This is a genomic window from Streptomyces sp. 3MP-14 (assembly GCF_006334905.2).
Classification (GTDB): Bacteria; Actinomycetota; Actinomycetes; order Streptomycetales; family Streptomycetaceae; genus Streptomyces; species Streptomyces triticirhizae.
In genome coordinates, this window is the sequence record NZ_VDLZ02000011.1 from 89,569 (window position 1) to 115,510 (window position 25,942).

Sequence of the window (25,942 nt, forward strand, 5' to 3'; positions counted from 1 at the left end):
AGGGGGGCGACCGCTCGTTAGCAAGGTGCTGGAGGACGATCCGTGGACCTGTCCCTTTCGACCCGAACCGTGGGCGACCGTACGGTCGTCGAGGTCGGCGGCGAGATCGACGTATACACCGCGCCCAAGCTGCGCGAACAGCTGGTGGAGCTGGTCAACGACGGCAACCACCACCTCGTGGTGGACATGGAGCGCGTTGACTTCCTGGACTCCACGGGACTGGGTGTGCTGGTGGGTGGCCTGAAGCGAGTGCGGGCCCAGGAGGGCTCGCTGCGCCTGGTGTGCAACCAGGAGCGCATTCTCAAGATCTTCCGGATCACCGGGCTGACCAAGGTGTTCCCGATCCACGAGTCCGTGGACGAGGCCATCGCGGCCACCGACTGAGGCGTGGCGACCGGTCGCCCGGCAGCCGTTCGAAAGATCACCAGCGACCCGCCCCGGCCGCGACGGTCGACCCAGTGTCGACAGCACGGCCGGGGCGGTCTGTCCGCATCACCAAGGGGGATGGGTATGGCCACCGTCGAACTCCGCTTCAGCGCGTCCCCGGAGCATGTGCGCACCGCCAGGTTGGTCGCCGCCGCGGTCGCCAGAAGGGCCGGGGTCGACGAGTCGGCGCTGGACGAGCTGCGCCTCGCCGTGGGTGAGGCGTGCAGCCGCGCCGTGGGCCTGCACGCCATCCACGGCCTGACCAGCCCGGTGCGGGTGGTGCTGACCGAGGGGGAGAAGTCCTTCTCGATCGAGGTCGGCGACGACGCGCCCAGCGCGGTGCCGGCGCCGCGCGACTCCTCCGCCGGCGAGGCGGCCGAGGACACCGACGAGCTGGGGCTGGCGGTGATCAGCGGCCTGGTGGACGACGTGGAGGTCATCTCCGCCGCCAACGGCGGTGCCATCCGCATGAGTTGGCCCACCGCCACGCCGTCCTTCCCCTGAGCGGGGCCCGTTCCCTCCGATCCTCCAGTTCTTGGCGTTTCCCCGTCTCCTGGTCGGTGCCGCCCTCGCGGCGCTGGTCAGGAGATTCTGCTTTCATGATCGATGAATACAAGATCGGCGAATGCAAGATCGCAATTCCATGATCCATGTCCGCGATCATGGAATTGCGATCTTGTATTCGCCGGTTCGGGTTTTTCTGATGTTTACGCGTGGGCCCCCTGATGCGGTCATTCTGCTCCGCGTCCCCTGTGCCGATCCGCGATATCTCTCTACACTCCGGCGACGTCTGTCAGTTTTCCGTAGCACGCCTGAGCGTCGAGGAGGACGAATGGCACACCCCCATGTCATACAGGCAGCCGAGGCCGTCGAACTCACCAGTGGGAACCGGGCGCTGGTCCTGCTGATCGCCGGGGTCGCGCTGGCGGCCCTGGGACTGGCGATCTTCCTGGTGCGACAGGTCCTGGCGGCCAGCGAGGGCACCGAGAACATGCGGAAGATCGCCGCCGCGGTTCAGGAAGGCGCCAACGCCTATCTCGCCAGACAACTCCGCACCCTCGCCGGATTCGCCATCGCCGTCGTCTTTCTCCTGCTGCTGCTCCCCGCCGACGACTGGAACGAACGAATCGGCAGGTCCGTGTTCTTCGTGGTGGGTGCCGCGTTCTCGGCCGGCACCGGCTATCTCGGAATGTGGCTCGCGGTGCGCAGCAATGTCCGGGTGGCGGCTGCGGCGCGTGAGGCGGGAGAAAAGGATCTGGTGTCGGTGCGTCACCAGGCCATGCGCATCGCCTTTCGCACCGGCGGCGTGGTCGGCATGTTCACCGTGGGCCTCGGCCTGCTGGGTGCCGCGTGCGTGGTGTTGGTCTACACGGCCGACGCGCCCAAGGTGCTGGAGGGATTCGGGCTCGGGGCCGCGTTGATCGCGATGTTCATGAGGGTGGGCGGCGGCATCTTCACCAAGGCCGCCGACGTCGGCGCCGACCTGGTCGGCAAGGTCGAGCAGGGCATCCCCGAGGACGACCCGCGCAACGCCGCGACCATCGCCGACAACGTGGGCGACAACGTCGGCGACTGCGCCGGCATGGCCGCCGACCTCTTCGAGTCCTACGCCGTGACCCTGGTCGCCGCGCTGATCCTGGGCACGGTGGCGTTCGGCGACGCCGGCCTGGCGTTCCCCCTGCTGGTGCCGGCGATCGGGGTGCTCACCGCGATGGCCGGGATCTTCCTGGTCGCGCCGCGCCGCACCGACCGGACCAGCATGACCGCCATCAACCGGGGCTTCTTCCTCTCCGCCGGCATCTCGCTGGCCCTGGTGGCCGTGGCCACCTACGTCTATCTCCCGGACAGCTTCGCCGAGTTGGACGGCATCACCGACGGGGCGATCGCGGAGCACGACGCCAACCCCCGGCTGTTCGCGCTGGCGGCCGTCGCCATCGGCATCGTGCTGGCGGCGTTGATCCAGCAGCTCACCGGCTACTTCACCGAGCCGTCCCGGCGCCCGGTCCGGGACATCGGCAGGACCTCGCGGACCGGGCCGGCGACCGTGGTGCTGGCCGGCGTCTCGCTGGGCCTGGAGTCCGCCGTCTACACGGCGCTGCTGGTCGGCCTCAGCGTCTACGCGGCCTTCGCGCTCGCCGGCGGCACGGTGATGCTGGCGCTCTTCGCGGTGGCCCTGGCCGGCACCGGGCTGCTGACCACGGTCGGCGTGATCGTCGCCATGGACACATTCGGCCCGGTGGCCGACAACGCGCAGGGCATCGCCGAGATGTCGGGCGACGTGGAGGGCGAGGGCGCCCAGGTGCTGACCGACCTCGACGCGGTGGGCAACACCACCAAGGCCGTCACCAAGGGCATCGCCATCGCCACGGCCGTGCTGGCCGCCGCCGCGCTCTTCGGCTCCTACCGGGACGCGGTCGCCGAGGCCATCGGCGACGCCGGCCTGACGGCGGAACAGGTGCTCGCCGAGACCGCGCTCAGCCTCGACATCTCCCAGCCCAACAACCTGGTCGGGCTGATCATCGGGGCGGCCGTGGTCTTCCTCTTCTCGGGGCTGGCGATCAACGCGGTCTCGCGTTCGGCGGGTTCGGTGGTCTACGAGGTGCGCCGCCAGTTCCGGACCCGGCCCGGGATCATGGACGGCACCGAGCAGCCCGAGTACGGCCGGGTCGTGGACATCTGCACCAGGGACTCGCTGCGGGAGCTGGCCACGCCGGGGCTGCTGGCGGTGATGGCGCCGATCGCGGTCGGGTTCAGCCTGGGCATCGGCCCGCTGGGCGCCTATCTCGCGGGCGCCATCGGCACCGGCATCCTGATGGCGGTCTTCCTGGCCAACTCCGGCGGTGCCTGGGACAACGCCAAGAAGCTGGTCGAGGACGGGCACCACGGCGGCAAGGGCAGCGAGGCACATGCCGCCACGGTGATCGGCGACACGATCGGCGACCCGTTCAAGGACACGGCGGGCCCCGCGATCAACCCGCTGCTCAAGGTGATGAACCTGGTCGCGCTGCTGATCGCCCCCGCCGTGATCACCCTCAGCTACGGGGATGACGCCAACGCGGGGGCGCGCGCCGTGATCGCGGCCCTGGCGGTGGCGGTGATCGTGGCCGCCGTCCAGGTCTCGCGCCGGCGCGGCATCGCGGTGGACGACGCACCCGACTCACCCGAAGGGGCGGACGGGACGGACGACGCGGCGGGCGGCGGGCCGGGCGAGGGCACCGGCGCCGCCGAGGCGGGGCGCGCGTCGACCGGCTGAGCGCGAGCGGCGCGTCGAGCGCCAGCGACGTGCTGAGCGCGGCGCGTTGAGCGCCAGCGCCGTGCGCCGTCCCGCGCCCGCGCCCGCGCCCGCGCCCGCGATGGTCCGGGCCACCATCGCGGGCGCGGGGCGCGGGCGAACCGCCCCCTCCCCGGTTCGCCCCGCTCGGCGGCGTCAGCGCGCCTGGTTGAAGCGCAGCATGTTGCCGGCCGGGTCGCGGAAGGCGCAGTCGCGCACGCCATAGGGCTGGTCGATCGGCTCCTGCACCACCTCGCCGCCCGCCGCGCGGACGCGCTCGAAGGTGGCGTCGACATCGTCCACGGCGAAGATCACGCCGCGCAGCATCCCCTTGGCCAGCAGTTCCTCCATCGCCTGACGGTCGGCCGTCGAGGCGGTGGGGTCGGCGAGCGGCGGTTCCAGGACGATCTCCACGCCGGGCTGGTCGGGCGAGCCGACGGTCAGCCAGCGCATCCCCTCGAACGACACGTCGTTGCGCACCTCCAGCCCGAGGACGTCGCGGTAGAAGGCCAGGGCCTTGTCGTGGTCGTCAACGGCGATGAAGCACTGTGAAAGCTTGATGGTCATGTCGACGACGCTACGAGCCGACGTCCGACTCCGCTTCTCCGATCCTGACCGATCGCGTATCGCTCGCCGGCCGCTGTCCGTTCCTGGCCGGCCGGGTGAGGTCCTTGGCGACGCAGGCCGGGATCGCCGCCCCCGCCTCGTGGCGGCGCGCGCGGTAGGCGCTGGGGCTCACCCCGACCAGCTCGGTGAAGCGTGAACTGAACGACCCCAGCGAGGTACAGCCCACCGCGAAGCAGACCTCCGTCACGCTCAGGTCCCCCCGGCGCAGCAGCGCCTTCGCCCGCTCGACCCGCCGCGTCATCAGGTAGTTGTACGGGGTCTCGCCGTAGGCGGCGCGGAAGCTGCGGGAGAAGTGGCCCGGCGACATGAGGGCGATCCGCGCCAGCGCGGGAACGTCCAGGGGCCGCGCGTACTCGCGGTCCATCGCGTCCTTGGCGCGGCGCAGCCGCCTCAGGTCCTCCAGGTTCACGGCGCCTCCCGATGCACGCCGCCAGCATCGCACGGGGCACCGACAGCGGCCCGGCGCGGAGGGCACGCGAGAGACGCGCGGCGAGCGGGGGCGCTATCCTCACCCTTCGGCCAGAAGTTCACGCCACGTTCGTGGGCTGCGGCGACCCCGGTGCCGGTCGCCGTTTCCGCCGGGGGGCGATCCGCCCCGGCCGCGCCCGACGAGGCGCGGCGACCCGGTGGTTGGCCCGTGCCATTCGACCGACCCCACTCCATCTGACCTGAACCGACCCGATCACGTTCGCGAACGCGGCCCTGCCGCGCGCGAGGAGCGCGGCAGGGCCGCACTGAGGGAGACCACCATGAGCAACGGCACCGGCGGGGACGCCCGGACCTCCGAACCGCCCGTCGCGGCGGACAGCCACGACCTGATCCGCGTGCGCGGCGCGCGGGAGAACAACCTCAAGGACGTCAACGTCGAGATCCCCAAGCGCCGGCTGACGGTCTTCACCGGCGTCTCGGGGTCCGGCAAGAGTTCGCTGGTGTTCGGCACCATCGCCGCCGAGTCGCAGCGCATGATCAACGAGACCTACAGCGCGTTCCTCCAGGGCTTCATGCCGACGCTGTCCCGCCCCGAGGTGGACCTGCTGGAGGGGCTGACCACGGCGATCATCGTGGACCAGGAGCGGATGGGCGCCAACCCCCGTTCCACCGTGGGCACGGCCACCGACGCCAACGCGATGCTGCGGATCGTCTTCAGCCGGCTCGGCGAGCCGCACGTCGGCTCGCCCAACGCGTTCTCGTTCAACGTCCCCTCGGTCAGGGGCGCCGGCGCGATCACCGTCGAGGGCGCCGACGGCAAGCGGACCGAGAAGCGGACGTTCCAGGTCACCGGCGGGATGTGCCCGCGCTGCGAGGGCATGGGCTCGGTGACCGACATCGACATCACCCAGCTCTACGACGACAGCAAGTCGCTCAACGAGGGGCCGTTCAACATCCCCGGCTACAACGCCGACGGGTGGAACGTGAAGATGTTCGTCGCCTCCGGCTTCTTCGACCCGGACAAGCCGATCCGCGACTACTCCGAGCGGGAGCTGCACGACCTGCTCCGCAAGGAGGCGACCAAGATCAAGTTGGCGGGCGCGAACATGACCTACGAGGGGCTGCTGCCCCGGGTCCAGAAGTCGTTCCTCGCCAAGGACCGGGAGGCGATGCAGCCGCACATCCGGGCGTTCGTGGACCGCGCGGTCACCTACACCGACTGCCCCGACTGCGGCGGCACCCGGCTCAACGAGGCGGCGCGGTCGTCCCGGGTCAACGGGATCAACATCGCTGAGGCGTGCTCGATGCAGATCAGCGACCTGGCCGCCTGGGTGCGGGACCTCGAAGCGCCCTCGGTGGCGCCGCTGCTCGCCGGGCTGCGCGGGACGCTCGACTCGTTCGTGGAGATCGGCCTGGGCTATCTCTCGCTCGACCGGCCCTCGGGCACGCTCTCCGGCGGCGAGGCGCAGCGCGTGAAGATGATCCGCCACCTCGGCTCCTCCCTCACCGACGCGACCTACGTCTTCGACGAGCCCACCGTCGGCCTGCACCCGCACGACATCCAGCGGATGAACGACCTGCTGCTGCGGCTGCGCGACAAGGGCAACACCGTCCTGGTCGTGGAGCACAAGCCGGAGACGATCGCGATCGCCGACCACGTCGTCGACCTCGGTCCCGGCGCCGGAACGAACGGCGGCACCGTCTGCTTCGAGGGCACCGTGGCGGGGCTGCGCGCCAGCGACACGCTCACCGGCCGCCATCTGGACGACCGGGCCGCGCTCAAGGAGAAGGTGCGCACGCCCAGTGGCCGGCTGGCGGTCCGGGGCGCGACGGAGCACAACCTGCGGAACGTCGATGTCGACATTCCGCTCGGGGTGCTGGTCGTGGTCACCGGCGTGGCGGGCTCGGGCAAGAGTTCGCTGGTGCACGGTTCGATCCCGGCGGGCGAGGGCGTGGTCTCCGTCGACCAGTCCGCGATCCGTGGCTCCCGGCGGAGCAACCCGGCGACCTACACCGGGCTGCTCGACCCGATCCGCAAGGCGTTCGCGAAAGCCAATGGCGTGAAGCCGGCGCTCTTCAGCGCCAACTCGGAGGGCGCCTGCCCGCACTGCAAGGGCGCCGGCGTCATCTACACCGACCTCGGGATGATGGCCGGGGTCGCCACGGTCTGCGAGGAGTGCGAGGGGAAGCGGTTCCAGGCGGCCGTGCTGGACTACCACCTCGGCGGCCGCGACATCAGCGAGGTGCTCGCGATGTCGGTGACCGAGGCGGAGGCGTTCTTCGGCGCCGGCGAGGCGCGCCTCCCGGCCGCGCACCGCATCCTGCGCCGGCTGGTGGACGTCGGCCTCGGCTACCTCAGCGTCGGCCAGCCGCTGACCACGCTCTCCGGCGGCGAGCGGCAGCGGCTCAAGCTGGCCACGCACATGGCCGAGAAGGGCGGCGTCTATGTGCTCGACGAGCCGACGACCGGTCTCCATCTGGCCGATGTCGAACAACTGTTGAGCCTGCTCGATCGGTTGGTGGACGCCGGCAAGTCGGTGATCGTCATCGAGCATCACCAGGCGGTCATGGCCCATGCCGACTGGATCATCGACCTGGGCCCCGGCGCCGGTCACGAGGGCGGCCGGATCGTCTTCGAGGGCACCCCGGCCGACCTGGTCGCCGCCCGCGCCACCCTCACCGGCGAGCACCTGGCGGAGTACGTCGGCGCCTGACCGGCCGTTCCCCCGCCGCGCGTTCGGCGGCTCCCCGCGCCCGGGGGAGCCGCCGGGCGACGGACTTTCGCGGCACCCCTGGATGCGGCGCCGGTGGCCCTGCCAGCATGGCCGCCATGACCGCGTCGAGGCCGAAGCCGATGCCGTTGCCCATGCCAACGGACCAACTCCTGGGCCGGCTGGCCGCGTTGCGTCGGGCGCGGGTGGCCGGCCGGCGGGCGCCGCACAAGGCTCTGCTGCTGCTGTGGCTGCTGGGCCGGTTCGCCGCCACCGGCCGCACCGAGGTCAGCTACGCGGAGGCCGAGGAGCCGGTCTCCGCGCTGATCGACGACTTCGGGCCGCCGGCCCGGGCGGCGACGGCCCGTCAACGGGCGGCCATGCCGTTCGTCCATCTGGAGCGGGAACTCTGGGAGCTGACCGACGCCGGGGGCCGTCCGCTGCCGCCCGCGACCCCCGAGCGCGGCACGCTGCTGCGGAGGACGGGCGCGCGGGGGCGGCTGCGCCCCGAGGTCGAGCTGGCGCTGGCCGAGCCCGGGGTGCTGGCCGACTGCGCGCGGCTGCTGCTGGACGAGCACTTCACCCCCGCCATCGACGGGCTGGTCGTCGAGGCGGCCGGGCTTGAGCTGACCGAGGTGGAGGGCGTCGCCCACCGCCTGGTGGCCGGCGGCCGGCGCCGGGCGCGGAGCGCCGGCTTCGCCCGGGCGGTGCTGGAGGCGTACGGCCACGCGTGCGCGATGTGCGGGTTCGACGGCGCGCTGGACCGGCGCCCGGTCGGCCTGGAGGCGGCGCACATCCGCTGGCACAGCCAGGACGGGCCGGACCGGCTGGCCAACGCGTTGGCGCTGTGCGCCCTGCACCACACGCTCTTCGACCTGGGCGCGCTGGGCCTGACCACCGAGGGGCGCATCCGGGTCTCCGCGCGCTTCGCGGCGCGTTCGGCGAGCGGCCGGGAGACCAGCGCGCTGGCCGGGCGCCCGCTGGCCGCGCCGCGCGGCGAACACCCGGGCCCCGGGCGGGCGTTCGTCGTCTGGCACGGCGCCGAGGTGTTCAAGGAGGCGCCGCGCACGCCGGGGCGCGCGCCGGCGCCGGCGCCCGCCGGTTAGTCCGGTTAGTCCGGCAACGGTGTTCACCGTGACGGCGGTCGGGGCGGCTCGTGGGGTTGTTCATGGGCGGGGACGTACCCAAGAGTGAGGTCCGCTGTTGGTCGGATAGGCCTGTCGGGCCGCGTGAACGGTTCGCTCATCGGTTCGCGCGGAGCGAGTCGCTGAGGCCGGCGTTGGCCAGACCGAGAACTGATCGCCTCGCCGGCGCCCGTTGGGCGATCGAGGCTGGGTCAGTGGCTCCGCTCAGCTCGATGGCGATTCAGGCGTCGGAGCCAAGTGAGGGGTCAGGGCCAAAGGCGACGACATCCATGCTGGCCTGCCCACCAGGCGGACTGGCCAACGTGCCTCGTACGCGAACGGGGATTCCGGCGTCGTGGCAGCGCACGGCGGTGTGGTAGTCCTGATCGGGGAGATCCATCCACACCGTGCGGCTTCGACGCTGTATGAGCGTCTTCACACCGACGCGGCCCGTGTCGTCCTCGGGGTGACGACTCAGGCCCGTGACAACGCCGTAGATCAGGTGTTCACGTGTGTAGATTTTCGTCTTGAGCTGCTCCGAAACGCGATCGACGATGTCGATCGCGTCGCGGTTGAAGCCGACGCAGGCTGGGGTGCCCGGCGGTGGCGCTGCCACTCGTGACCAGTTGAAGGAGACATCGAGCGTGCTGACGGACTCGGTGTTCACCACTCGTGTGAGCGCACGGCACAGCTCGTAGGACACACCCTCGCCGATGGAGTCGTTGATCTCACTGCGCGTGGGTTCGCGCTCGGCGCCAGCCATGTCCGCCAGGACGCCCAGCGCGCGGGACATCGTCGCGGTCACGCGGCGGTCGAAGAGCGTTACCTCTACGTGCACATCGATATGGTCCTGACGAGGTGCGTACACGTCCTCGGGAGAGCGCGCCTGGCTGATGATGGGCACAACGTAGGAGCCGCGCCGGGTCTGCCCAATGCGTACTTCGCGCGCCTGATCGCGTGCTCGGTTAGGGAAGTTGCGGAAGTGGCCCTGCCGTCTGATGGTCGCCGCAGCGGCAGCTACCCGCAGGCGTTTGGTGGAGACGAAGAGTTCGTAACCGGACTCAAGGGAGATCGACCCATCGCTCAGTGATGGGTCCGAGGCTCGCAGATCCGTGACGTCGTGGTAGACCGTGACAATGGCGTCGTGGACGGCTTGCGCATCTCGTGCTTCGACTCGAGCGAGATCTTGAATGAGGATTCGGGTTCGCTTGTTGAAGTCTGGTGCGCCGGGCTTCATGGGGACCAAGACGACTTCATCGGCTGGCCCCGGCAGGGTCCACAATTCCGCGACGTCTCCGCCGGATACGGGGGTCCATCCCGTGACCTTCAGATAGCTGCGCATCTCGTCGGGGCCGAAGTCCAGGATGTCTGCCATGTCATCTCAACCCCAGACCAGCGCCGTTGGTCATGCGCCGCGCCGCATCGAACATGGTGCCCATCGCCTTCACAGTGAGCTCCTGGTGCTCAGCAAGGTGGATAGCGGTGGTAACACTGCCTGTGGCGTCTCCCAATCCGAAGAGGGAAGCCCAGTAGCCGTGGCAGGCAAGGATGATCGAGTCGGGCTGGTGGGTCACCCAGCGCCCGATGTCGGGAGGAACGATGAGCAGCGCCAGGTGCCCAGGCGCTGAGCGCTCTGGGTCACGTAACTTGTTGTAGGTTTCGATGTCTAATAGCCCCGATCGGCATACAGGCGGCGGGGGCTTCGGCGGGGGCGGACTCGCAGACCCCGAATCGCGGGGACTGCATCCAGCAGTGGCAGGAGCTGGGTGACGTCATGGCGGTTGCCACCGGTGAGCGTGACGACGAGCGGGGTGCCATGGCGGTCGACGATCAGATGGTGCTTGGAGCCTGGACGGGCACGGTCGACGGGCGAGGGGCCGACGTGATCCCCCCTTGCGCCGGTGATGGCGTTCTGAACAGGCCGTGCGGTCCGGGGGCGTCTCCCGCCCCGGACCGCCGCCCGCATCCGGTGCCTCACCCCTGGGGGACCACCTCCAGGGTGTTGCGGCGTACGGGCTCGGTCGACATCGTCACCGAGTACTCACTGTCCGCGTACTTCTCCAGGTAGGAGGCATCGACGGCCTGGTTGGTCTCCTCGTCGTCAGGGTCGACGGGCACGAAGCGCACGCTCTTCTCGACTCCGCCGGCGGAGATGCGCCCGCGGCCGGTCTTGAGCGCGGGTCCGTACCACTTGCCCTGGGTGCCGTTGTAGGAGCGGATGAAGATCCGATCCCCGACGGGCACTGACCAGATGTCCACGGTTTTCGGGGTGGTGCCATCGGGCAGGGTGGCTCCGACGGTGAAGTAGGTCTCGGCGTTGATCCGGTCCAGTTCGTCCTGCGTCCAGGTGCTCATCTCGTCAGCCTTTCTCGGGTTCACTCACGGTGCGCTGGTCGTCGTCGCCGTGATCTGAGCGGTGCGCTCCCAGCTCTTGAGACGATCCCCGTAGTGACGGCGCACCTCGTCCAGGCCGTGGCCCACGTAGAGGCGCAGCGGCGCGTCTGGCCTACCGGCGATGGACTCGACCGCGCGCGCGGCCGCGCCGAGGTCTCCGGGGGTCCAGTCGTACAGGTCGGGCAGTTGGGCGGCCGCGGGATCGTAGGCTTCGATCGGCGAGGCGGGCGTGACGACAGAGGACCCGAGTTCGGTCTCGAAGACTCCGGGCTCGATGATCGTGACCTCGATGCCGAGATGCGCCACCGAGCGGGCCAGCGACTCGCTGAGCCCTTCGACGGCGAACTTCGATGCGGCGTACGCGTCCATCCGGGGGATCCCGACGAGTCCCGCGCCCGAGGAGAAGGTGATGATGTGGCCGTTTCCGCGCGCCCGCATTCCCGGCAGAATCGCGTGGATGACGGCTGCCGTTCCGACCACGTTGGTCTCAAGCTGGTCGCGCAGCGCGTCGAGGGTGATCTCCTCGACCGTGCCCTGCACGACGAATCCCGCGGCGTTGACGAGGACGTCGACAGAGCCGAACCGCTGCTCGGCGACGGCCACGGCCTCGGCGATGGAGGCCGGGTCTGTCACGTCCAGCGGCGCGGCCAGGGCAGCGCCGAATCCGGAGCGTGATCCGGTGATCAATACTGTGCGCGTCATGTGCTTGTCTTGTTCCTTCGGGCCCGGAGGCGGCGATACATACGTGTCCCGCCGCTCTCCGGGGTGGGGAGCTGTCAGAGCTTGTCGGTGAAGAACGGGCCGAGCTTGCTGACGGCCTCGGCGACCTCCTTCTCGCCGTCGTAGAGCTCCATGTGGTTCGATCCCTCGACGACGTGGAAGGACTTGTCCTTGCTCGCGGCACGTGCGAACAGGTCATCGCTCATCCACTTCGATCCCGCCTCACTGCCCGCGATCACGAGCAGCGGCTGCCTGAGGAACGCCTCGGCCTTGTGGAAGGCGTCGTAGGTGATGATCTGGCTCAGGCTGCGCGTGGTCATGAAGCCCGGTGCGTTGGGGTGCTCGCAACGCGGCGTGTGGTAGTACTCCCACGCCTGGCGCAGCTCCTCGTTCGGCGCTTCTTCCTCGCGCATCGGGGCGAGCGGGAAGGGGTTGTCCTTGCCCTGGACATCGGTGGTGCGGGCCTCCGCGCCCATCGCGAGCAGCGGGGCGGCGTCGGCGTCGGCGACGTCGTTCGTCCAGCCGTTGCGGAACATCTGGCCGATGTTGACGAGGCTCACGGTGCCCACGGCCTTGATGCGGGGATCGTTGATCGCGGCGTTCGCGGTGTAGCCGGCCCCGGCACAGATGCCCATCGCGCCGATGCGGCTGCTGTCCACGTAGCCGAGCGTGGTCAGGTAGTCGACCACGGCGCTGACGTCCTCGGTACGGATGTGCGGGTTCTCCAGCTGCCGCGGCTCCCCGGTGCTCGCGCCCTGGAACGAGGCGTCGTAGGCGACGGTCACGAAGCCGTGCTCGGCGAGCTTGCCCGCGTACAGGCCCGCTGCCTGCTCCTTCACGCCGCCCCCCGGGTGGGAGACGACGATCGCCGGGTAGGTCTTCGACGCGTCGAAGCCTTCCGGGAAGTTGATCACCGCGGCGAGGGTGGTGCCGTAGCCGTTGAGGGTCTGGATGCTGATGTTCTCGCTCATGATCTTCCTCGGATTGATGTCCGAATGGGTTTCTGGGTGGGCCGGGCTCACAGGTGGGTGCCGAAGAACTCCGTCGCTGCTTCGATGGCCCGGCGCGTCGGCTCCGGCCGGTCATAGAGGTCGTAGTGCGAGGTGTCTTCCACCACGAGGAGCCGCTTGTCCTTCGAGGCAGCGCGGCCGTAGATCTCCTGGCCGTCGCGGTACGCGCCGAACCCGCCGGGCTTGTCGCCGATCACGACCAGCAGCGGCCGGGTGAGCAGCTGCTCCGCGTCGAAGAACGCGTCCCAGCCGATCGCCGCCGCGCGACGCGACAACACCGCGCTTGTGGCACCACCCGCGCTCTGTCCCCGGCCGGTCTTGTAGTAGTCCGTGGCCTCCAGCACGTCGATGTCCGTCAGCCCCGCCTCCCGTCCGGCCTCGACCGAGGCAGGCAGAAGGTTGTCGACCCGCGGATCCGCGCCGCGTGCCTCGGCGGTGCGCTGCGCCGCCATCTGCTCCAGAGCGCCGATCGGGTCGTAGCCACCGAATGACTCGCGGCTGAGGCGCCCGAAGTTCACGCCGGTGATGCTGGTGACGGCCTTGATCCGGCGGTCGGTCATGGTCGCGTTGATGACGTAGCCGCCACCGCCGCAGACCCCGATCCCGCCGATGCGGTCCGCATCGACGTACGGCAGCGTCATGAGGTGGTCGACCGCGACCCGGACGTCCTCCACGCGCTGCGTGGGGTCCTCGACCAGACGCGGCTGCCCGCCGCTCTCGCCCTGGTAACTGGCGTCGAAGACCAGCACCACGTAGCCGGCTTCCGCCAGCGCCTTCGCGTACACGTTGCCGGCGGTCTGTTCCTTGCAGCTGCCGATCGGGTGAACGCTCACGATCGCCGGATAGGAGCCGTTCTCGTCGAAATCCGCGGGGAAGTGGAGGATTCCCGCCAGGTCCCAGTCCATCCCCGGGGAACGGAAGCTCACACGCTCGGTCCGTTCAGTCATGATTCCTCCTGGCTGTCCTACTCATCGTCGTCCGGGCCGCGGGCCGGCGCCCGTCGGGCTCTTACGACATCAACAGTGGGCGTCCTCGATCGAGGGTGGAAGGTTGCGATAGAACCCCCCCTCAGAGGGGGGTCTGGCGGAACCTGGCCCCTGGCCCCGATCGCCCATAGCGTGAGGTCATGGCACCGAAGGACGAGCGCGTACGGGACTTCCTGGCCACCCGCCGCGCGAAGATCACCCCCGACGTGGCCGGCATCCCGAAGGGCAGCGGAGCACGTCGCGTCCCCGGCCTGCGCCGGGAGGAAGTCGCGATGCTCTCCGGCGTCTCGGTCGACTACTACACCCGGATCGAGAAAGGCGACCTGACAGGGGTCTCCGACGAGGTCCTCGACGCCCTGGCCCGCGCCCTGCAGCTGACCGAGGACGAGAGCGCCTACCTCTACGACCTCGCCCGCACCGCGCGCCGCCCCTCGCGGGCGAGGAGACAGCCGAAGGCCGCGACGGGCGTGCCGCAGCAGGTACAGCTGCTCATCGACGCGATGAGCGCCACCCCCGTCATCGCCCTGAGCAGGAGGCTCGACGTCCTCGCGTCGAACGCTCTCGGCCGGGCCCTGTTCGACATGGCCTTCACCAGCCCGACTCGGCGCTCATCAGCCTTCCCGCCGAACCTGGCCTCCGTCGTCTTCCTCGACCCTGCCGCGGCCAAGTTCTACGACGACCTCGACGATGCGGCAGCCGCGTGCGTGCGCATCCTCCGGGCCCAGGCCGGCGCGACACCACACGACAAGCAGCTGATACAGCTCGTCGGCGAGCTGTCCACAAGAAGCACCGAGTTCAGATCCCGCTGGGCCGCTCATGATGTCGGCGTCCACCGCGCGGGCAGGAAGATTCTCCACCACCACCAGGTCGGAGAGCTCGTCCTGGGCTTCGAGGAACTGACCCTCGAATCCTCTCCCTCCATCACCCTGTCCGCGTACATCGCCGAGCCCGCCTCGTCCACCGCCGAGCGCCTGCAACTGCTGGCCACCTGGGCAGCGACGACCGCGGCGGCGCACCCGTGAATCAGGCTGAGCTGCCCGCCGACGCGGGTCGTCTCGATGCCGCCGGTCTTACGCAGCACGATCTCGGGCGTGCCCGAGACCGTGTACCGTTCTTCGGCGCGGAAGAGCTCGGGCGACACCGGCCAGTGCTGTTCGGTCAGGAACAAGCAACCGCCTCAGATACCAGCGGCGCCGCTCGGGAGCGGGCCTCCCGCTGCCGACAGGCCGACAGGAACAAGATCAGCACGCACCTCGGACACCCTGGCGACCAAGATCGTCGAGCACAAGATCCGCAGCTCACCTCATTCTGAAACCATCAGTAAGTCGTAGCTGTAGCCACTGCGGAGTGTGCGCGGGCTCTGAGTGCACTTGAGTTGGATATCGACCATGAGTCCACGCGAGCGGAGCGTGACGTCCACTCCGTCCTTGTCCACGTTCCAGTCACAGATCGTGTAACCGCCCTGCGTGGCCAGGGCGTGCACGAAAGCACGACTGACCTGTTCCTTTTGCCAACTCGTCGCCTCAGCAGCCATGCCACCCCCCAGTCGCGTGATCGTGAGAATAGGCGGGGTCGCCAGACGAGGGAATAGCGCGTGCCTGAGGGCGGCCACAACCAGCCACGGCCGCGCCTCTCACAGCGTCTGAGCGCTCCGCAACTGCTCTCGGTACTTCCAGTCGCTCGGCGGCGACAGTTCCAACAGCAGTTCGAAGAATGTCACGGCTCCCTGTCTCACCGCCGCGAGGAGTTCTTCACGCGTGGCCCAGGAAGACCGGTGGCCGGCGGGCCACTCCACGTCCAGCCGGACGCCGTCCGCTCCGCTGCGTCGGAGGGTCACAAAGATCGGTTGGTCCGGGAAGCGGATCCTGGCCTGGCCGTTGTCCCGGAACTCGTGAGCACCGCGCACGATCAGTGCCCACAACAGATCGACGGAGTCCCACATGTCGGTGTCGAGCAGCGTGACCCCGTTCGCTTCCAGGACGACGGCACTCTCCAGGTCTCCCCGCTTGGGACAGGGGCCGGCGAACTCCTCGACGGGGACGAAGCCACGGTCGGCGTCGCCGACCAGGGAACGCATCTCGACCATGGAGGGTCCGTGAGTTGTTGGGCGGCCCGGGAGGGCCCGGGCGGCTTTTCCTCGACCGTCCCATTCCAGACGATCTTCCGGCGTTCGCGCGCCGGTTCGTAGGCTGGACACCGACCAGGCGGCCGGGCGGGCCCCGGCCCGGCCCGACGTGTGAGGGACCAACCACCGTGACAGCGCGCCCCGTTGAACCCGTTGAACCTGTTGAACTCGGCGGCGCCGGTCCCGAGGCCGCTCCCGCTCCCGGTCCCGTTCCCGAGGCCGTGCTGTGCGATCTGGACGGGGTACTGCGGCACTGGGACCCCGGGCTGATGTCCGGGCTGGAGCGGGAGTACGGGCTGGCGCCCGGCTCGTTCAGCCGGGCCGCGTTCCGACCGGAGCGGCTGCTGCCCGCGGTGACCGGCGCGGTGACGGACGAGGAGTGGCGGGAGGCGGTCGCGGCGGATCTCGCGCCGGCGTGCGGGGCGCGAACGCGGGCGCGCGCCCTGGTGGCCGCCTGGACCGAGACGCCGGGAACGGTCGACGCCGAGGTGCTCGCGCTGTTGACGTCGGTCAGGCGCCGGGTCCCCGTGGTGCTTGTGACCAACGCCACCACCCGGCTCGACGCCGACCTCGCCGCCCTGGGCCTGACCGGGGCGGTGGACGCGGTGGTCAACTCCGCGCGGGAGGGCGTGGCCAAGCCGGAGCCGGAGATCTTCCGCATCGCGGCCGGCCGGGCGGGCGTTCCCGCTGGTCGTTGCCTGTTCGTCGACGACACCGCCGGCCATGTGACGGCCGCTCGGCGCCTGGGCATGACGGGCCTGCACCACCGTGACAACGCCGCGCTGCGCCGGGCGTTGGGCGCGCTGCTCGGCCCCTGACACGACGTCGGAACCCCACCCACGCCTCACTGATAACGCACCGACGACGCACCAATGACCCACTGATGCAAATGGCTGCACATCGGGACATCGCTGCCGACCGTCACTCGGAAGAGGGATGTTCGCCGTGTAAGTTCCCGCCCGAGCGGCACGAAGGGACGAGGAACGTGAAGAAGAAGCTCCCGGTGGCACTGTCCGTGGTGACGGGGTGCGCGGCGATGGCGTTCACGCTGACGGCCTGCGGCGGTGACGACAGCGGGCAGGCCGACGAGTGGGCCCAGAGCGTCTGCGACCAGGTGCGGCCGCAGGCCGAGGCGATCCAGCGGGCCAACACGGCCATCGCCGAGGCCAGCGAAGGCGACCTCTCCGCCGAGGAGGTGCAGGAGGCCGACGCGCAGGCGTTCCAGGACATCTCGGACGCCTACGGCTCGTTCGCCGACGCCGTGGACTCGGCCGGCGACCCGCCGGTGGACGACGGCGCCCAGCTGCGCGAGGACGCGGTCACCGAGCTGCGCGGCATCTCCGAGGCGTACGGGCAGCTCAGGGAGACGATGGACGGCCTGGACACCTCCGACCAGGGCGCCTTCGCCGAGGGCCTCCAGGAAATTGCGGGACAGCTCAGGGAGTTGGGCGAGCGGGGCGACGAGGCGCTGAACGAGATCCAGTCCGGCGAACTGGGCGAGGCGATGGGCCGTCAGGAGGGCTGCCAGAGCCCGTCGGCGCCCAGCGAGACGGAGGGCGACCAGGGGGAGGGCGCCGCCGACGAGGGCGCGGAAGACGAGGGCGCCGAGGAGGGTGGCGAGGAGGGCGCCGCCGCCGACGAGGGGAGCGGGGACAACGCGGAGGAGGCCGGGGAGGGCGAGGCCGAGTCCGGGGAGTGACCGCCGCCGGACCCGAGCGGGTACCGCGCCGGACCGCGTGACCGACGTGATCGCCGCCGTGGCCACAATGGTCGCGTGAGTATCCATGGTCTTCCCGCCCCCGGGCCCGGCACCGCGCGCCTGCGCGAGGCCCTGCTGGCCGCGTCCTACACCCCCGACGGCGTGCTCGACCTGGTGGGCGCCCCGGCGTACGCGGCGCTCGCGCGGGGCGAGACCGTGCCCGCGCTCCGCGCCACCGGCGAGGACGCCGGGCCGCTGGCCACGTTGACCCGGCTCTTCCTCCTCGGCCAGGCCCTGCCGGCGGCCCGGGTGGCCGCCGCGCTGCCCGCCCACCAGGCCCTGGCCGACGGCTGGTTGGTGCCAGGCGAGACCGGTGACGCCGAACTCCTGCGCGCCACCGTCGACATCCGCCCCTACGCCGGCGACGCCGGCGAGAACTGGTGGATCGTCTCGGACCCGGGGCGCGCGGTCGCCGGGGGCGCCGGGGCGCACGGGCAGGGGCGCGACGTGGTGCTGGGCGCCGGGGGCGCCTCCACCACGCTGGCGCAGCTCACCCTCCGCGAGCCGGTCGGCCGGGCCCTCGACCTCGGCACCGGCTCGGGCGTGCAGGCGCTCCATCTGACCCGCCACGCCCGGCAGGTCACCGCCACCGACCTCAACCCCCGCGCCCTGCGCGTCGCCGCGCTCACCCTCGCGCTCTCCGGCGCGCCCGACATCGACCTGCGCCAGGGCTCGCTCTTCACCCCCGTGGAGAACGACGAGCCGTTCGACCTGATCGTCTCCAACCCGCCGTTCGTGATCTCCCCGGCCGCCCCCGGCGCCGGCCTGACCTACCGCGACGGCGGCCTGCCGGGCGACGCGCTCTGCCGCACCCTGGTGGGCTCGGCCGCCGAGCGGCTCGCCCCCGGCGGCTACTGCCAACTGCTCGCCAACTGGGAACAGTTGGCCGACGAGGACTGGCGCGACCGGCTGGCGTCCTGGGTGCCGCCCGGCTGCGACGCGTGGATCGTGCGGCGCGAGGAGCAGGACGTCAACGAGTACGCCGAGCTGTGGCTGCGCGACGCCGGCGCGCACCGCGGCGACCCGGCCGACTACCAGCTCGCCTACCACGCCTGGCTCGACGAGTTCGCGGCGCGCAAGGTGCGTTCCGTCGGCTTCGGCTGGATCACCCTGCGCCGCTCGGACGTCGCCGAGCCGGCCGTACTGATCGAGGACTGGCCCCACTCGGTCGAACAGCCGCTTGGCGCGATCGTTCCCGGACACTTCGCGCGCCAGGACTTTCTCGGCGCCCACCACGACGAGGCCCTGCTCGCCGCCCGCTACACCCTCGCCGACGGCGTGGTGCAGGAGCAACTGGGCCAGCCGGGTGCCGAGGACCCGGAGCACGTGGTGCTGCGTCAGCGCCACGGGATGCTCAGGGCGACCGCGATGGACACGGTCAGCGCCGGTTTCGCCGGCAGCTGTGACGGAAGCCTCGCTGCCGGCGCGCTGTTGGACGCGATCGCCCAGTTGGTTGACGAGGACCCGGCAAGCTTGCGGGCGACCGCGCCCCAGTGGCTGCGCCCCCTCGTTGAGCAGGGCTTTCTGCTTCCCGTCGGCTGACCGCCGACCCGGCAGCCCCCGCCGTTTCCACCCGGTTTCCACCCCGGTTCCACCCCCGGCGGCGGCCGGCGGGGGTGTCATCGGGCGGCGGGATGGGCGGCTCTCGGGTTACCGTTCGAGATGCGTTGCGGGGTTTTCCCATTTGACACGCAGCAGGGATGTACCGTCACACTCCGCACCGTCAGAACTTTCCCCCCGGGCTGGAGAGAAGAGCGAGAAGTTGTCCCCGACCAGCGACACCGCCGATGGCGGACGCCGACTCGTCATTGTCGAGTCGCCCGCCAAGGCCAAAACGATCAAGGGCTACCTCGGCCCCGGATATGTGGTCGAGGCCAGCGTGGGGCACATCCGTGACCTCCCCAGCGGCGCCGCCGAGGTGCCGGCCGAGTACAAGGGCGAGCCCTGGGCTCGGCTCGGTGTCAACGTCGAGGAGAACTTCCAGCCGCTGTACGTCGTCAACAGCGACAAGCGCGACCAGGTCCGCAAGCTCAAGCAGCTGCTCGCCGAGTCCGACGAGCTGTACCTGGCCACGGACGAGGACCGCGAGGGCGAGGCGATCGCCTGGCACCTGCGGGAGGTGCTCAAGCCCAAGGTCCCGGTGCGCCGGATGGTCTTCCACGAGATCACCAGGGACGCCATCAGGGCGGCGGTCAACAACCCGCGCGAGCTGAACCAGCTGCTGGTCGACGCCCAGGAGACGCGTCGCATCCTGGACCGGCTCTACGGCTACGAGGTCTCCCCCGTCCTGTGGAAGAAGGTCATGCCCCGGCTGTCCGCCGGCCGGGTGCAGTCCGTGGCGACCCGCCTCGTCGTGGAGCGGGAACGGGAGCGGATCGCGTTCCGCTCCGCCGAGTACTGGGACCTCACCGGCACCTTCGCGGCGCGCGGCGAGGCCGGCACCTTCGACGCCCGGCTGTCCGCCGTCGACGGCCGCCGCATCGCGCAGGGCCGGGACTTCGGCCCCGACGGCGAACTCCGCAACCCCACGCAGGTCACCCAGCTCAGCGAGGAGAACGCCCGCGCGCTCGCCGCCGCCCTGGCGGACACGACGTTCGCGGTACGCTCCGTCGAGTCCAAGCCGTACCGCCGCTCCCCGTACGCCCCGTTCCGCACCACCACGCTCCAGCAGGAGGCGTCCCGCAAGCTCGGCATGGGCGCCAAGGCCACGATGCAGGTGGCGCAGCGGCTCTACGAGAACGGCTTCATCACCTATATGAGGACCGACTCGACGACCCTGTCGGACACGGCGGTCGCGGCGGCCAGGTCCCAGGTCACCCAGCTCTACGGCGCCGACTACCTGCCGGACCGGCCCCGCGTCTACGCCAGCAAGGTGAAGAACGCCCAGGAGGCGCACGAGGCGATCCGCCCCTCGGGCGACCGCTTCCGCACCCCGGCCGAGACCGGGCTGACGGGCGATCAGTACCGGCTCTACGAGCTGATCTGGAAGCGCACCGTCGCCTCCCAGATGAAGGACGCCGTCGGCCAGTCGGTCGCCGTCCGGGTCGCCGGGACCAGCGCGGACGGGCGGGACTGCGAGTTCAGCGCGACCGGCAAGGTGATCACCTTCCACGGCTTCCTCAAGGCGTACGTCGAGGGCGCCGACGACCCCAACGCCGAACTGGACGACCGGGAACGCCGGTTGCCGGCCGTCGCCGAGGGCGACCCGCTGGCCGTCCACGCCATCACCCCCGACGGCCACGCCACCAAGCCGCCGGCCCGCTACACCGAGGCGACGCTGGTCAAGGAGCTGGAGGAACGGGAGATCGGCCGCCCGTCCACCTACGCCAGCATCATCGGCACCATCCTGGACCGGCGCTACGTCTTCAAGAAGGGAACGGCGCTGGTGCCGTCGTTCCTCTCGTTCGCCGTGGTCAACCTGCTGGAGCAGCACTTCGGGCGGCTCGTCGACTACGACTTCACCGCCAAGATGGAGGACGACCTCGACCGGATCGCCACCGGCGACGCCGAGGCCGTGCCGTGGCTGCGCCGCTTCTACTTCGGCGAGGGCGAGGGCCAGGGCACCGCCGCCGAGGCGGGCAACGGGGACGGCGACCACCTGGGCGGGCTCAAGGAGTTGGTCACCGACCTGGGCGCGATCGACGCCCGGGAGATCTCCTCGTTCCCGGTCGGCGACGGCATCGTGCTGCGGGTCGGCCGCTACGGGCCCTATGTCGAGGCGCCGCCCGAGCCAGGCCAGGAGGGCGAGCCGGGCAAGCGGGCCGACGTGCCGGACGACCTGCCGCCCGACGAGCTGTCCGTCGACCTCGCCAAGGAGCTGCTGGCCAAGCCGAGCGGCGACTTCGAGCTGGGCGTCGACCCGGACACCGGCCGGCAGATCGTCGCCAGGGACGGCCGCTACGGGCCCTATGTCACCGAGGTGTTGCCCGAGGGCACGCCCAAGTCGGGCAAGAACGCCGTGAAGCCGCGCACCGCGTCGCTGCTGAAGTCGATGGCGCTGGACAGCGTCACCTTGGCCGACGCGCTCCGGCTGCTCTCGCTGCCCCGGGTGGTCGGCGTGGACCCGGAGTCGAAGCAGGAGATCACCGCGCAGAACGGGCGGTACGGGCCGTACCTCAAGAAGGGCACCGACTCCCGGTCGTTGGAGACCGAGGAGCAGATCTTCACCATCACCCTGGAGCAGGCCCTCGCCATCTACGCGCAGCCCAAGCAGCGCGGCCGGGCCGCCGCCAAGCCGCCGCTGAAGGAGCTGGGCGAGGACCCGACCAACGGGCGCCCGGTGGTGGTCAAGGACGGGCGTTTCGGGCCCTATGTCACGGATGGCGAGACCAACGCGACGCTGCGCCGGGACGACGACGTGGAGACAATCACGCCGGAGCGCGGCTTCGAACTGCTCGCGGAGCGGCGGGCGAAGGGGCCGGCGAAGAAGACCGCCAAGAAGGCCACCGCCAAGAAGTCGACGACCAAGAAGAGCACGACGAAGACGGCGGCGAAGAAGACGACCGCGAAGACCGCCGCGAAGAAGACGGCGAGCAAGTCGACCGCCACCAAGACCGCGACGAAGAAGAGCGCCGCGACGAAGAAGACGGCGGCGCGGGCGGGAGGCGCGGAGGACTCCGCCGAAGGGTGAGCCGGCGCGTGGCGCGGGCCGGCGGATGGCCGGGCCGGAGCGGTGCGCCGGCCGGCGGGGCCCTCGGGCCGGCGGCCGGTGGCCCTCCGCCCGGGCTTTTGTCAGTGGGGCGGAGTAACCTCTGTTCTCCCCAAGACCGTTGGCCGGGCAGGTGTGCGGGCGGGCGGTCCCCTCAGATTCCGTAAGGTTACGCTGGCCGAATGACGCGAGCAGAGCAACCCCGGGTTGATGACCCCACCACGGGCGCCACCGACGAGGCGCTCGCCGCGGACTCCCGCGACCGTGCCCGAGGGGCACTGTTGCAGGTCCCAGCCCTCCGCCGGCTGTGGGAGGCGCACTTCACCAGCGGCATAGGCGACGCCCTGGCCCTGCTGGCGCTGGTGCTGCTCACCGTCCAGGCCGCCCTGCACGTACCGGAGTCGGGCGAGCCGCTCTTCGGCGGCGAGTACCGGGGGCTGGCGCTGGCCGTCACCGCCGCCTTCGCGGTGCGGCTGCTGGGCACCGGCCTCGCCGGCGTGCTGCTGCTCGGCCCGGTGGCCGGACTGCTCGCACCCGACGGTCCGCTGGACCGCCGCTGGACGATGATCGGCGCCGACGCGCTGCGCGCCGCGCTGCTGATCGTCGCCCCGCTCTGGATCGACTGGGTGCCCGACGACGCCTATGTCTACGTGCTGGCGACGATCTTCGTGACCAGCGTCGCCGAGCGGATCTGGGTCGCCTGCCGGGACAGCGTTGCCCCCGTGCTGCTGCCCCCGCCGCCGCCCGAGGGCGCCGCCATCCGGCCGCTGCCCGACCACCACGACGCGCTGCGCCGCCTCTGGCTGCGCGGCGGCTATGTGGCGCTGCCGGTCGCGGCCCTCACCCTGGTCGCCGCCTCGCTGGTGAGCAACCTCCTGGCCACCGGGCTCGACTGGTTCGACACCCACCAGGCGGCGCTCGCGTCCTATGTCGCCGCCGGGTACTTCGCCGCCGCCATCTCCGTCCTCTACTTCCTGCGGCTGCCGAGCGGCGAGGGGCGCCGGCCCGTCTCGCCGCTGGTCGGGCTGCGCCGCCCGGCCGCCGGCACCAAGCCGGACAAGGGCCGCACCGGCGCCATCCCGGTGCTGGTCCTCGGTTGCGCCACCGTCGCCGCCGGCATCGCTGCGGCCGGCGCGCTGGGCGTGCTCCGCATCGCCGAACTGGGCGGCGGGCCCGTCTCCTACGGGCTGTTGACGCTCGGCCTCACCGGCGGCGTGGTCGCCGGTGTCCGGCTGGCGCCGAGCACCCTGCCGGCGCTCTCCCGGCGGCGGCTGTTCGCCCTCGCGATCGCCCTGACCGGGCTCGGCCTGTTCGGCGTCGGCCTGATCGCCGACCCGGCCACCGTCCTCTTCACCGCCGCCGCCACCGGCCTGCTCGCCGGCGTCGCCGCCCAGACCGGGCACACCCTGCTCGACCAGGAGACCGAGGACTTCCGCCGGCCCCAGCTCACCCAGCACCTGCACGCCGTGGTGCGGCTCGCCGTCGCGCTGGCCCTGCTCGCCGGCCCGCTGGCCGCCGCCCTGATCGGCCCGCACCGGGTGGTGCGCGGCGACTTCGTGCTGGACCACGGCGGCGCCGCCTACACGCTGACCATCGTCGGCGTGCTGCTGCTGCCCGTCGCGGCCGTCGTGCTCGGCCGCACCGACGACCGCAGGGGCGTCCCGCTGCGCAAGGACATCGGCGCGGCCGTGCGCGGCGGCGCCGAGCCGGTCAGCGCCCCCGCTGCGCAGGGTTTCTTCATCGCCGTCGAGGGCGGGGACGGTGCCGGCAAGTCCACCCAGGTCGAGGCGCTCGCCGAGTGGATCAGGAGCAAGGGCCACGAGGTCGTCGTCACCAGGGAGCCGGGCGCCACGCCGATCGGGCAGCGGCTGCGCGGCATCCTGCTCGACGTCGCCTCGGGCGGCCTCTCCCACCAGGCGGAGGCGCTGCTCTACGCGGCCGACCGCGCCGAGCACGTCCACTCCGTGATCAACCCGGCGCTGGAGCGCGGCGCGGTGGTCATCACCGACCGCTATGTCGACTCCTCCGTCGCCTACCAGGGCGCCGGCCGGGACCTCTCGGCCGTGGAGATCTCCCGGATCTCCCGTTGGGCCACCGAGGGCCTGGTCCCGCACCTCACCGTGCTGCTGGACGTCTCGCCCGAGACCGCCAGGGAACGCTTCACCGAGGCGCCGGACCGGCTGGAGTCCGAGCCGAGCGAGTTCCACCAGCGGGTCCGCGCCGGCTTTCTGGCGCTGGCCGCCGCCGACCCGGCGCGCTACCTGGTGATCGACGCCGGCCAGGACCCGGAGTCGGTGACCATGGCCGCCCGGCACCGGCTCGACCAGATGCTGCCGCTCTCCGAGGCCGAGATCCGGGCCCGCGAGGAGGCCCGGCGCAAGGCCGAGGAGGAGGCCCGCCGGCTCGCCGAGGAGGAGCGCAAGCGCAAGGAGGAGGAGGCCCGCCTGGAGCGGGAGCGCCAGGAGGAGGCCGCCCGGCTGGAGCGCGCCCGCCAGGAGGAGCTGGCCAGGCAGCGGGCCGAGGAGGCCGAGCGGCTGCGCCGCGAGGAGGAGGAGCGTCTCCGCGTCGAGGAGGCCCGCCGCGCCGAGGAGGCCAGGCTCCGCGCGGAGGAGGCCGCCAGGGCCGCCGAGGAGGAGCGCCGCCGCCGGGAGGCGGAGGAACGACTCCGCCGCGAGGAGGAGGAACGCCGCCGGCGGGAGGCCGAGGAGGAGGCCAGGCTCCGCGCCCAGGCCGAGGAGCTGCGCCGCGAGAAGCAGCGCCGGGCCGAGGAGGCGCTGCTGCGCGCCGAGGAGGCGCGGGCAGCGGCGGCGGACAACCAGACCACGGTGCAGATCCCGCACGCCTACCCGGGCGAACAGGGCACCCCGGGCGACAACGAGGAGACGGCCGTGCTGCCCCGGCCCGACGCGGCGGAGGCCGTCGACCAGACGCGCCCGCTGCCCCGGGTCGAGGACGAGCCGGCGTCCCGCAGGGACCGGCGGCCCGAGTGGGCGGAGGAGACTCCGCTGGACGATGTGCCCACGCTGGCCGACGAGTTGCTCGGCCCCCGGCCGACCGACGACGAGCCGGACGACGAGGACCGTCGCTAGCCCCTGGCCGGGGCGGCCTCCCGGAGGCCCGGCCCTGGGGGCCGGGCCCCTGTCGTGGCGGGCCCCTGTCTCGCCGGACGGCGATTCGTTCCCGCCGACGTGGCAGCGCCACGCCTCCGGCGGCCGGGTCGCCGGGTACGCGCCTCTGGCCGGCGTCGGCCGTGGCCGTGTCCGCTGCTGCGCGGCGGCGTGGGCCGTTCCGCCTCCGGCGGGGGTGCCGGGTACGCGCCTCTGGCTGGTGTCGGCCGAGGCTGTGCCGCCGGTGCGCGGCGGCGGGAACCGTTCCGCCTCCGGCCGGGTCGCCGGGTACGTGCCTCTGGCCGGCGTCGGCCATGGCCGTGGCCGTGGCGGCCCCTGCCCGGCGGGACGTTGTCGTTCGGCTGTCGCCGCGCGGGCCGCACGGCGGGTCCCGTTCGTCGCGGCCAGCCGCGTCGCCGGAACGGACCGGGACGGTACGGTCGGCGGCCCACGGGCTTCCGGCCCGGCCCCTGGGCCCGGCCGCCCCCGCCGAAGCCGCCCCCGTCCCGCCTCTTCCCCGGGGCCCGGGGCCGGGCGCCAGCCGCTGTCAGTGGGGTGGCGCACAATGGTCGACGGCGCGTTCGCCCGAAGCCGGGCGTGGCGGG

The 25,942-nt window shown here is 71.6% G+C and carries 21 protein-coding genes and 1 pseudogene; 11 read left to right on the forward strand and 11 right to left on the reverse strand.

What is annotated here, in order from left to right; all coding sequences use genetic code 11:
- Positions 1–42: 42 nt before the first annotated feature.
- From FH609_RS18985 to FH609_RS18995, 3 genes are all read left to right on the forward strand, one after another.
- The gene (locus FH609_RS18985) at positions 43–384 is read left to right on the forward strand and encodes an STAS domain-containing protein (RefSeq protein ID WP_052847650.1); all 342 of its coding nucleotides are present in this window, start codon (positions 43–45) and stop codon (positions 382–384) included.
- Between the two features lie 126 nt (positions 385–510).
- Entirely contained in the window at positions 511–930 is a 420-nt protein-coding gene (locus FH609_RS18990; RefSeq protein WP_139669618.1) for an ATP-binding protein, read from the forward strand.
- A gap of 328 nt (positions 931–1,258) precedes the next feature.
- The gene (locus FH609_RS18995) at positions 1,259–3,679 is read left to right on the forward strand and encodes a sodium-translocating pyrophosphatase (RefSeq protein ID WP_139669620.1); all 2,421 of its coding nucleotides are present in this window, start codon (positions 1,259–1,261) and stop codon (positions 3,677–3,679) included.
- A 174-nt stretch (positions 3,680–3,853) separates the two neighbouring features.
- On the opposite strand, the gene FH609_RS19000 is transcribed toward FH609_RS18995, so the two are convergent.
- Both FH609_RS19000 and FH609_RS19005 read right to left on the reverse strand, forming a co-directional pair.
- A complete protein-coding gene (locus FH609_RS19000; RefSeq protein WP_139669621.1) occupies positions 3,854–4,264 on the reverse strand; it encodes a VOC family protein in 411 nt (136 codons plus the stop codon).
- A gap of 10 nt (positions 4,265–4,274) precedes the next feature.
- A complete protein-coding gene (locus tag FH609_RS19005) occupies positions 4,275–4,733 on the reverse strand; it encodes a helix-turn-helix domain-containing protein (RefSeq protein WP_226961803.1) in 459 nt (152 codons plus the stop codon).
- Positions 4,734–5,073: 340 nt separating this feature from the next.
- Here FH609_RS19005 and FH609_RS19010 point away from each other — a divergent pair, with 340 nt between their 5' ends.
- Both FH609_RS19010 and FH609_RS19015 read left to right on the forward strand, forming a co-directional pair.
- Positions 5,074–7,467, forward strand: a complete 2,394-nt coding sequence (locus tag FH609_RS19010; RefSeq protein ID WP_139669623.1) for an ATP-binding cassette domain-containing protein — start codon at positions 5,074–5,076, stop codon at positions 7,465–7,467.
- Between the two features lie 152 nt (positions 7,468–7,619).
- Complete coding sequence (locus tag FH609_RS19015; protein WP_139669890.1) at positions 7,620–8,570, forward strand: phosphorothioated DNA-binding restriction endonuclease; 951 nt, start codon at positions 7,620–7,622, stop codon at positions 8,568–8,570.
- Between the two features lie 259 nt (positions 8,571–8,829).
- Here the strand turns inward: FH609_RS19015 and FH609_RS19020 are convergent, their stop codons facing one another.
- From FH609_RS19020 to FH609_RS19050, 7 genes and pseudogenes are all read right to left on the reverse strand, one after another.
- Positions 8,830–9,963, reverse strand: a complete 1,134-nt coding sequence (locus tag FH609_RS19020) for a hypothetical protein (protein WP_139669625.1) — start codon at positions 9,961–9,963, stop codon at positions 8,830–8,832.
- A gap of 1 nt (position 9,964) precedes the next feature.
- Complete coding sequence (locus FH609_RS19025; RefSeq protein ID WP_193317962.1) at positions 9,965–10,162, reverse strand: hypothetical protein; 198 nt, start codon at positions 10,160–10,162, stop codon at positions 9,965–9,967.
- Between the two features lie 95 nt (positions 10,163–10,257).
- A pseudogene (locus FH609_RS19030) lies at positions 10,258–10,479 on the reverse strand (transposase); the annotation flags it as partial.
- A gap of 83 nt (positions 10,480–10,562) precedes the next feature.
- Entirely contained in the window at positions 10,563–10,943 is a 381-nt protein-coding gene (locus tag FH609_RS19035) for a DUF2255 family protein (protein WP_139669627.1), read from the reverse strand.
- Positions 10,944–10,967: 24 nt separating this feature from the next.
- Entirely contained in the window at positions 10,968–11,684 is a 717-nt protein-coding gene (locus FH609_RS19040; protein WP_139669629.1) for an SDR family NAD(P)-dependent oxidoreductase, read from the reverse strand.
- Between the two features lie 74 nt (positions 11,685–11,758).
- Positions 11,759–12,673: an alpha/beta hydrolase gene (locus FH609_RS19045; RefSeq protein ID WP_139669631.1), complete on the reverse strand. Its 915-nt coding sequence runs from the start codon at positions 12,671–12,673 to the stop codon at positions 11,759–11,761.
- A 47-nt stretch (positions 12,674–12,720) separates the two neighbouring features.
- Positions 12,721–13,659 carry an alpha/beta hydrolase gene (locus FH609_RS19050; protein ID WP_139669633.1) on the reverse strand — a complete coding sequence of 313 codons (939 nt, stop codon included), beginning with the start codon at positions 13,657–13,659 and terminating at the stop codon, positions 12,721–12,723.
- 179 nt (positions 13,660–13,838) lie between these two features.
- On the opposite strand from FH609_RS19050, the gene FH609_RS19055 reads away from it, so the two are divergent.
- Positions 13,839–14,720, forward strand: a complete 882-nt coding sequence (locus FH609_RS19055) for a helix-turn-helix domain-containing protein (RefSeq protein WP_139669635.1) — start codon at positions 13,839–13,841, stop codon at positions 14,718–14,720.
- A 281-nt stretch (positions 14,721–15,001) separates the two neighbouring features.
- On the opposite strand, the gene FH609_RS19065 is transcribed toward FH609_RS19055, so the two are convergent.
- Both FH609_RS19065 and FH609_RS19070 read right to left on the reverse strand, forming a co-directional pair.
- Positions 15,002–15,232, reverse strand: a complete 231-nt coding sequence (locus tag FH609_RS19065) for a DUF4365 domain-containing protein (protein ID WP_226961805.1) — start codon at positions 15,230–15,232, stop codon at positions 15,002–15,004.
- Positions 15,233–15,331: 99 nt separating this feature from the next.
- On the reverse strand, positions 15,332–15,784 hold the full coding sequence (locus tag FH609_RS19070) for a hypothetical protein (RefSeq protein WP_139669638.1): 453 nt from the start codon (positions 15,782–15,784) through the stop codon (positions 15,332–15,334).
- A gap of 260 nt (positions 15,785–16,044) precedes the next feature.
- Here FH609_RS19070 and FH609_RS19075 point away from each other — a divergent pair, with 260 nt between their 5' ends.
- The 5 genes from FH609_RS19075 (at position 16,045) to tmk (ending at position 25,319) form a co-directional block, all read left to right on the forward strand.
- Positions 16,045–16,641: an HAD-IA family hydrolase gene (locus tag FH609_RS19075; RefSeq protein ID WP_226961806.1), complete on the forward strand. Its 597-nt coding sequence runs from the start codon at positions 16,045–16,047 to the stop codon at positions 16,639–16,641.
- Between the two features lie 167 nt (positions 16,642–16,808).
- Positions 16,809–17,522: a small secreted protein gene (locus FH609_RS19080; protein ID WP_226961807.1), complete on the forward strand. Its 714-nt coding sequence runs from the start codon at positions 16,809–16,811 to the stop codon at positions 17,520–17,522.
- Positions 17,523–17,597: 75 nt separating this feature from the next.
- The gene (locus FH609_RS19085; protein ID WP_139669640.1) at positions 17,598–19,124 is read left to right on the forward strand and encodes a methyltransferase; all 1,527 of its coding nucleotides are present in this window, start codon (positions 17,598–17,600) and stop codon (positions 19,122–19,124) included.
- Positions 19,125–19,344: 220 nt separating this feature from the next.
- Complete coding sequence (topA, locus tag FH609_RS19090) at positions 19,345–22,212, forward strand: type I DNA topoisomerase (protein ID WP_139669642.1); 2,868 nt, start codon at positions 19,345–19,347, stop codon at positions 22,210–22,212.
- 200 nt (positions 22,213–22,412) lie between these two features.
- A complete protein-coding gene (tmk, locus tag FH609_RS19095; RefSeq protein WP_139669644.1) occupies positions 22,413–25,319 on the forward strand; it encodes a dTMP kinase in 2,907 nt (968 codons plus the stop codon).
- Positions 25,320–25,942: the final 623 nt, after the last annotated feature.